The 6678-nt window shown below is 36.1% G+C and carries 11 protein-coding genes; 3 read left to right on the plus strand and 8 right to left on the minus strand.

Features of this window, described 5'->3' with window-relative positions:
* Nucleotides 1-9: 9 nt before the first annotated feature.
* Nucleotides 10-453 carry a dimethylamine monooxygenase subunit DmmA family protein gene (locus V7161_RS20525; protein WP_335714738.1) on the minus strand — a complete coding sequence of 148 codons (444 nt, stop codon included), beginning with the start codon at nucleotides 451-453 and terminating at the stop codon, nucleotides 10-12.
* Nucleotides 453-1409, minus strand: coding sequence for a heme-dependent oxidative N-demethylase family protein (locus V7161_RS20530; protein WP_335714739.1), 957 nt, complete (start codon nucleotides 1407-1409; stop codon nucleotides 453-455). Before V7161_RS20530 ends, V7161_RS20525 begins: the two co-directional genes overlap by 1 nt.
* Nucleotides 1410-1599: 190 nt before the next feature.
* On the opposite strand from V7161_RS20530, the gene V7161_RS20535 reads away from it, so the two are divergent.
* Entirely contained in the window at nucleotides 1600-2109 is a 510-nt protein-coding gene (locus tag V7161_RS20535; RefSeq protein ID WP_335714740.1) for a DoxX family protein, read from the plus strand.
* 221 nt (nucleotides 2110-2330) lie between these two features.
* Here V7161_RS20535 and V7161_RS20540 read toward each other — a convergent pair whose 3' ends face one another.
* From V7161_RS20540 to V7161_RS20560, 5 genes are all read right to left on the minus strand, one after another.
* The gene (locus tag V7161_RS20540; protein WP_223589333.1) at nucleotides 2331-2555 is read right to left on the minus strand and encodes a hypothetical protein; all 225 of its coding nucleotides are present in this window, start codon (nucleotides 2553-2555) and stop codon (nucleotides 2331-2333) included.
* A gap of 168 nt (nucleotides 2556-2723) precedes the next feature.
* Nucleotides 2724-2924, minus strand: coding sequence for a hypothetical protein (locus tag V7161_RS20545; protein ID WP_335714741.1), 201 nt, complete (start codon nucleotides 2922-2924; stop codon nucleotides 2724-2726).
* 110 nt (nucleotides 2925-3034) lie between these two features.
* Entirely contained in the window at nucleotides 3035-3856 is an 822-nt protein-coding gene (locus V7161_RS20550; RefSeq protein WP_335714742.1) for a pentapeptide repeat-containing protein, read from the minus strand.
* 112 nt (nucleotides 3857-3968) lie between these two features.
* A complete protein-coding gene (locus V7161_RS20555; protein ID WP_335714743.1) occupies nucleotides 3969-4403 on the minus strand; it encodes an SRPBCC family protein in 435 nt (144 codons plus the stop codon).
* A 168-nt stretch (nucleotides 4404-4571) separates the two neighbouring features.
* A complete protein-coding gene (locus tag V7161_RS20560; protein WP_335714744.1) occupies nucleotides 4572-5165 on the minus strand; it encodes a GNAT family N-acetyltransferase in 594 nt (197 codons plus the stop codon).
* A 190-nt stretch (nucleotides 5166-5355) separates the two neighbouring features.
* Between V7161_RS20560 and V7161_RS20565 the strand changes: the two genes are divergently transcribed.
* Nucleotides 5356-5673 (plus strand): hypothetical protein, encoded by a 318-nt coding sequence (locus V7161_RS20565; RefSeq protein WP_335714745.1) that lies wholly within the window; start codon nucleotides 5356-5358, stop codon nucleotides 5671-5673.
* A gap of 126 nt (nucleotides 5674-5799) precedes the next feature.
* Nucleotides 5800-5985 (plus strand): hypothetical protein, encoded by a 186-nt coding sequence (locus V7161_RS20570; RefSeq protein ID WP_223589323.1) that lies wholly within the window; start codon nucleotides 5800-5802, stop codon nucleotides 5983-5985.
* Between the two features lie 117 nt (nucleotides 5986-6102).
* Here V7161_RS20570 and V7161_RS20575 read toward each other — a convergent pair whose 3' ends face one another.
* Entirely contained in the window at nucleotides 6103-6435 is a 333-nt protein-coding gene (locus V7161_RS20575; RefSeq protein WP_335714746.1) for a hypothetical protein, read from the minus strand.
* Between the last annotated feature and the right edge of the window lie 243 nt (nucleotides 6436-6678).

Raw genomic sequence — 6678 nt, forward strand, 5'->3', positions numbered from 1 at the left:
TCCACCCCTCTAAAGTTTTGCCACGTATCCAAGATAGGCATTTTTCAGTGTAGAATAATGATCGGAAATCCCAAGCAGCAAATCACATTCACTGCAGGCGATTTCTTGATTTTCCTCCAAAATTACATTCGTAATCCCATGGCACCGGCAGCAAAACACCTTCGCCCATCGCTTACCATAACCAATGTACTGTGCTTCTTCCTCTGAAAAGCCAACCTCTTCAGCGATCTTTTTCAAAGAATCCAGCTTAGCCCATTCCGAAGCAACATAAAGGTAGCACCCCATCTTCTGCTTTTTCAACCATTCAATAAGTGGTTGATCTTCGCTGTATATCTCATAGGGTGCCTTCTCTGCTACTGCCAAATCGATAACTGGTTGTATAATCTCCATCCCGTTCTGATCCGCACAAAATAAATATTTTCTTTTTCCAGAAACAAACAAAGCTTTCTGCATCATAAAACTCCTCTGCTCTCGAGCCTGCCCTTCAAGTATTCGATTACTTGATTCTTGAAAAGAGAAAGGCCTTTATAATCCACTATATTATCTGGAAGCTCACAGAGAATATGGTAAAATTGTTCAGCCCATTCCGTTTTTGAAGCTAATTTTTCTAATGAAATTAGATGAGTATGAATGGTAAACAGGATTCCTCCTGACCGCGGCAAACGGAATAGTTTCTGTACCTCCACTCGTAAATGTACGAATTCTCCAGCGTTGTTCAATGTTACCCCTTTACGGCCTTTTCCCCATACATCAAAGGTTTCTAGTGATGTATCGAGACGATTCCCGGCCATCAGCGACCAGTTTTTCCGCCACCAGGGATTTCCCGCTTCCAACTGCAACAAAAACTGAAGGATTCGCTCATCCAATCCTTCCTCCTTAAAGCCCGGAATTGGATGATGAATTTCTCGAAAACTCATCCCTAAATCAAAGGCCAGCGACCAATTAGCAGGGAAGCATAATTGACCGGCATCTAAAAATAAATCCCCATCTCGCTGCATCATGAAAATCAGGTCTTCTTGCACATGTCTTCCAATAAAATCAAGCGGCTCACATGGTAATGTAGTTTCATCCCCAAAAATAAAATACTGCTTTTCTTGTAAAATTTTATTATGAAACGTCCATTCATCATTTTGTTTATCAAGCAAAAATTGATCTGGATAATGGCTTGTTAAATGCCCCATGATCATCTCAAGGATTTCCCATTGTCCACGAAGTGTATGAGACAGTGACTGATAACATCGTTCAGAATGCTGGTTTAGAAGACCCCGCTTAAGATTCATTTCATTTATGTAACTCGGAGTAATTTCGATGCTGTTTGGAGAATCCAACGGGACAGAGTTATTAGAGTAACGATAAACTTCTCCTTTAAATGGATACGGAAATGTTTCTAAATCATCAGCCTGTTGCATAATATCCCTACTTTACTGAAAATTCTTTACTTTTATTTTAATAAAATCAATTGACCTTGTTAACAAATTGTTCAAATTCTTTTTACGGATTTGTGAATAAGTGAACAAATTACCCTCAATTCAAAATAAAAATGATATATTTACAGTGTAATCAATATATAAAACTTATTTATCAAAAGGAGTGTTTCAAATGTTAGTCAATTGGTTAAGAGAAAACAAAGTTGCCGCTAGTATTTTAACAGTTCTTCGCTTATATATCGGATATTCTTGGATCACAGCTGGATATCACAAATTAGCAGGCGGGTTTGATGCTTCTGGATTTTTAAAAGGAGTAATTGCGAATCCAGTAAAAGGTCCTGATGGCAGTATCGTTTACGGCTGGTACGTCGACTTCTTAAAGCACTTCGCTTTACCAAACGTAGATATTTTCAATACACTCGTACCTGTTGGAGAATTTCTAGTAGGGCTTGGACTTATTCTTGGATGCTTAACTACTGCAGCAATGTTCTTTGGTCTAGTGATGAACTTCGCGTTCTTCTTAGCCGGTACTGTATCTCATATTCCTACTGACTTATTCATCGGTGCAATTATCTTATTCTCTGGCTATAATGCAGGCCGAATTGGTCTTGACCGCTGGGTAATTCCATTTATTCGCAGAGCAGCATTCAAAGGTAATGGAGCAGTAAAACATAATGCTTAGTTCAAAAAAGCGCCTATGCAATCGGCTTTCTATCCGTGACATAGGCGCTTTTTATTAAGACTTTCGCAAAGAGTGTTGTTTTTCGTCAAAGTTCATCAACCCGTATAACTAGATGCTTCGTGGCATCTTTTCGTAAGAACATTTGCGAAAATTGCCTACAAACTTAGGAAATGCACTAAATTTGGCCCAAAAAGCAACATAGTTTACGAAAAGGGCCTTTATTAATAACTATCTTCACTTTTTTCCAGATCTGCTCTATTATCGAACCAATTTGTAACTTGTGTGAGGATGGCAAATACAACAAAAAAATTCATGGCCCAGACATTAATAAAAGGTGTTAGGCCACCAAATTCAATTGTTTCATACCCTTTTAGCTTCATTATTATTAAGGACTCCACAAAAATAAGAATAAACCCGACCACACCTGCAATTGCCGCCCTTATCATTGAATTCCCCTCCTATATTTATTTTATATCAACAATATTACGTTGTATTTTTGACAGTTTTTTGAACATCTTTACTCTTATTATATTTCATTTTTTAATGAATCAAAACCATAAAAATGAAGAAAAAGAGGAGCAGCAACAGCTTCTCCCCTGAAAATTTAAATTCAATTAATCAACATTTCTATCATTATTACCTAGGACTTTTATTAATAAATCTAGTTTCTCATTTCTCTCCTGATCCAACTTTGTTTTTTCATTCATAAACTTTATTGTTCTGACAACAAAGTATATACTAAAAACCAAAATTACCAAATAAAGTAAAATAGGGATGATTGCAAAAAGACCAAATATACTGCCATCGTCCATCATCAAAAAGCCCTCCAATTTTGTGAAACTATTCCATTATTATACATTAATTTACTGAACTTTTGTTACAATGTGGACAATTTTGTAAGAGGTAATCCGTGAATTCCCTAAGACTATTTAACCCAATGTTCAGGAATCCTTAATGAATCAGGTAATTTCGTATGAATATCGCCCTTAGCCGAGTTAACTTGTGCTTGTGTTAAAAAGAAACTTCCGGTTAAATTAGCACCGCTTAAATCTGCGTCTCTTAAGTCTGCACCGATAAAATCGACTACTCTCATGTCGGCTTCCCTAAGGTCAGCTGCAATGAGCAAGGCTCCTCTCAAGTTTGAACCTCTAAGGTCTGCACCTTTTAACTTTGCACCTAAAAAGTCTCTTCCCTTACTTATTTTTTTGTTCTTCTTTTGAAAAACCTTTGATCGTACAAGTTCACTTGTGCGGAGAAGTAAATCATTAACGACGGCTCTATGACCCGATATATCAAGTTCTAGGATAGATTTTGGATTTAAATTAGTGAGAGATTCTGTTTTTTCTAAAGCATTTTGCAATTCTTCATATATAGGCTTTGCATCCTCCAAACCATGTGCTTCATTTAAATAGCAAAGCATTTCATGGAGCTGCTGCATAATAGGAAAGACCTCAAACATTTCTTTGGCCAGCTCTGGGTGTTCACGCCAATCGTTCCCATCATAGGTGATTTGTGATACCTTTTGACCAGCACCAAAGCATTCATAGACTGCACAGCCTCGAAACCCTTTATTTCTAAGGTTTTTATGAATACCGCAGCGATAATCGGATTGCAAATTCCGACAAGGGGTACCTCCTTCCTTATCGAAAGCAAAATCGGCGGACTTCGCATAAGGCAAAGCCACACAACACAAACCAAAACAATTTTCACAGTCTGCTTTTAACTTATTTATTACTTGAGTTGACAATACTTACACTTCCTCTAAAAATTGTAATATCTCTACTCTAATAGCAGCAGGAAAGAATTTCAATTATCAATTTTCCATAAAAAAAACGAGCCAAACGGCTCTCTCCCAAATGTTATTTAACTAACCCAGCTCTTAAATGATTGATACCGAATTCCAAATATCCCTTTAAACAGGTAAGCATATAAACCCAGCCTTCTTTATTATCAATAATTTGAGAGATAAAATCGCTGTCATTTTCATTAAAGCCTTCTTCTGTTATTTCAATAATAGTACTTGAATCAGTTTGTTCTTCCAGCAACATGGTCACGATATGTCCTTCTCCATTCGCACCCCACTGGTACACGATTTTCTTATTTGCAACTATTTCTCTAACTTCTATATCCCCTTGGGCATGGTATTCATCATATCTCAATGTGATTTTTTTATCTGCTTCCCATCTTTCAGAACTGGATGAAAACCAAAAGTTTCCGATTTTTGCTGGATCAACGAATGATTCAAATACTTCATTAGCAGGTGCTATTATTTTCATTTTTGTAACGTTGTTCATTTACTGAATCAACTCTCTTTCAATAATTTGATGTATGCCAAGGGTCTGTGGTTTCGCCAATATATTTCATTTTACCGCCGGTGAGTAGGATTCAAACCCTGAAAAAAACATTTATTTAATCTGTGGTGCAGTTTCCATCTCGTTTGTACCTTCAGTGACTTTATAATCTTATATCCAATCGCTGACCCTGATTTTCCATATCATATGATCATACCCTTTATCCCAATAATCCTTTAACAAGTAACCAGGATTCCCAAATTTCTTTTTCCAGATTGTTTGCGCGCTTTTATATCCACTGTCTAAACAAAACTCTTTCTTCCCTGCAGCTTGCAGTGCAAAATACATTGCTTTCAATAACATGTTCCCTATTCCCATCCTTTGGTAGTCAGGGTGGACAAATACAGTTCCTACTTCCATAAGCCCTTTATATGCATTGTTTGTACAATTGCATATTAAGTCGCTTGCTGGACCATATTCAATCGTTCCGATAATTTGATCCTCTGTAATGGCTATCAAAAAATATCGTTCCGCGCCATGACTTTCAAAATCTCTTGCCAAGTATTTTTTCTTCAGCTTGATCTCATTTTCAATATCAACCAGCTTTTCCCCTATACCTTCTTTTGTAAATGTGTCCGTAATCACCTTTCTAAAAAATTGATTTAACTCATTCATTTCCTCAATTCTTGGCCTTCTTATTTCAACATTTAGCTCCACAGAACCACTCCAAACTCCTTTTCCTTTTGCCCTTGCTGTCCTCTTCATAATAATTGTCTTCCATATCTATTGCCATAAAAAAGCAACAGTATTAACTTTATTTTATCAATCCTTATTAAGCCTTTTTCGCCACAAAATTGTCAGATATTAAACGGGATGTGTGGTTTCCATCACACTATTTGATAACTAGCGGATGTACAATCGAGGGGAGTTAATCAAATGAGAAGGGGCTGTTTTTTTGTTAAATTTGCTGATTTTTATTTTAATCTCAATTACTTTGGTCTTGTTGGGTATTTTTATTGATGGGCTGATGGAGTTACATAAGAAAGATGAAGAAGATAAAAAAAATATCGTAAGAGAAGGAATCGAAGGGTATTTGGATAAAACGTTTGGATTCGGGGCTGTCAAGATATTCAAATCAATCCTTGATGCTGAAGGCAATTTTGGTTATTTGGTGTATTTGCCGCATTACGAGTGGTTCAAATCCCCCAAATACAAATGGTATGAAGTTTTTGATACCCAGAGTGGCTTTCAGCATAATGAAATCGAAAGATAATTTCAATCGATATGACGTAGCACCCCAGAAGGGTGTTATTTTTTTATATTCTTTTATTACACAATTGACATATTTGTAACATCAAAGACATATAATTTATCAATCAAATAGGAAGGAGGAGAACCAATGGATAATAGGATTTTCTTGTTCCTTGCTGCTATTTTATCGGGGTTTGCACTTATTAGAGTTCCTTTAGCTGATTCATTTCTTGAAAGCGTTTCACCTGTTACAGATATCATTGGCATATTAACTGTTATCGTCTTCTCACTCGTTTTAATTTATAAAGGAGTCAAAGGCATGTTCAATAAGTAAATAGGTTAGGTGGAAAGCACTCAATAATGGGTGCTTTTCATATTTTAATTTTTTAACCAAAAACGTACTACCCCAATAACAAAAACATCCCTTCACAGCATGTGAAGAGACGAAAATTCAATCCTGTTTTTCTTTTATCTGTTCACGGATCATTTCTAGTTCTTTTAAGGAGAGTTCTCCGAGGGACTTTTTTATTTCCTCTTCAATCTCTTTTCTATTGCTCTCTCGATATCGATTCCACCATTCTCGCAGGCCTTCTGTATGATCCAAGAGGTATTCGATATCTATCTCTTCCACCTCATCGTCTGATAAGTAATTCAATGTAGCTGCTAACATACGATTAAGGTTAGCGACTTCATCTTCATGTTCGTCTTTTTCTTTTTCTGGCAATAAATCATTTGTATCTAAGTCCGTATCGTCGTTGATTGAAGGTGCAGCTTTTCGTGGCATCGTTTCACTCCTTGCCATATATATGCATTTTAGTATTACCATAAAAAAAAAAATCGATTACTTTATGAAGTATTTTTCATTTGTTAGTCCCAATAAAAAAAGCCCTTCTAGTGAGGGCTTTTTATCATTTTTAAAGGGTTATTTATAAGATTTTATCACTTTTTTTCAAGTGCAATTCTTAGCTTTAACAAATAGCACGCTCTTAAAATATTAAAACCACAATCTTTTATGATAATCATATTC

Origin of the sequence: Neobacillus drentensis, from assembly GCF_036965425.1 — a bacterium.
Classification (GTDB): Bacteria; Bacillota; Bacilli; order Bacillales; family Cytobacillaceae; genus Neobacillus; species Neobacillus drentensis_F.

Excerpts from the sequence above, each read along its gene's own strand:
- V7161_RS20525 (WP_335714738.1), bottom strand. The coding sequence starts at position 453 with ATGCAGAAAGCTTTGTTTGTTTCTGGAAAAAGAAAATATTTATTTTGT.
- V7161_RS20530 (WP_335714739.1), bottom strand. The coding sequence starts at position 1,409 with ATGCAACAGGCTGATGATTTAGAAACATTTCCGTATCCATTTAAAGGA.
- V7161_RS20535 (WP_335714740.1), top strand. The coding sequence starts at position 1,600 with ATGTTAGTCAATTGGTTAAGAGAAAACAAAGTTGCCGCTAGTATTTTA.
- V7161_RS20540 (WP_223589333.1), bottom strand. The coding sequence starts at position 2,555 with ATGATAAGGGCGGCAATTGCAGGTGTGGTCGGGTTTATTCTTATTTTT.
- V7161_RS20545 (WP_335714741.1), bottom strand. The coding sequence starts at position 2,924 with ATGATGGACGATGGCAGTATATTTGGTCTTTTTGCAATCATCCCTATT.
- V7161_RS20555 (WP_335714743.1), bottom strand. The coding sequence starts at position 4,403 with ATGAACAACGTTACAAAAATGAAAATAATAGCACCTGCTAATGAAGTA.
- V7161_RS20560 (WP_335714744.1), bottom strand. The coding sequence starts at position 5,165 with ATGAAGAGGACAGCAAGGGCAAAAGGAAAAGGAGTTTGGAGTGGTTCT.
- V7161_RS20570 (WP_223589323.1), top strand. The coding sequence starts at position 5,800 with ATGGATAATAGGATTTTCTTGTTCCTTGCTGCTATTTTATCGGGGTTT.
- V7161_RS20575 (WP_335714746.1), bottom strand. The coding sequence starts at position 6,435 with ATGCCACGAAAAGCTGCACCTTCAATCAACGACGATACGGACTTAGAT.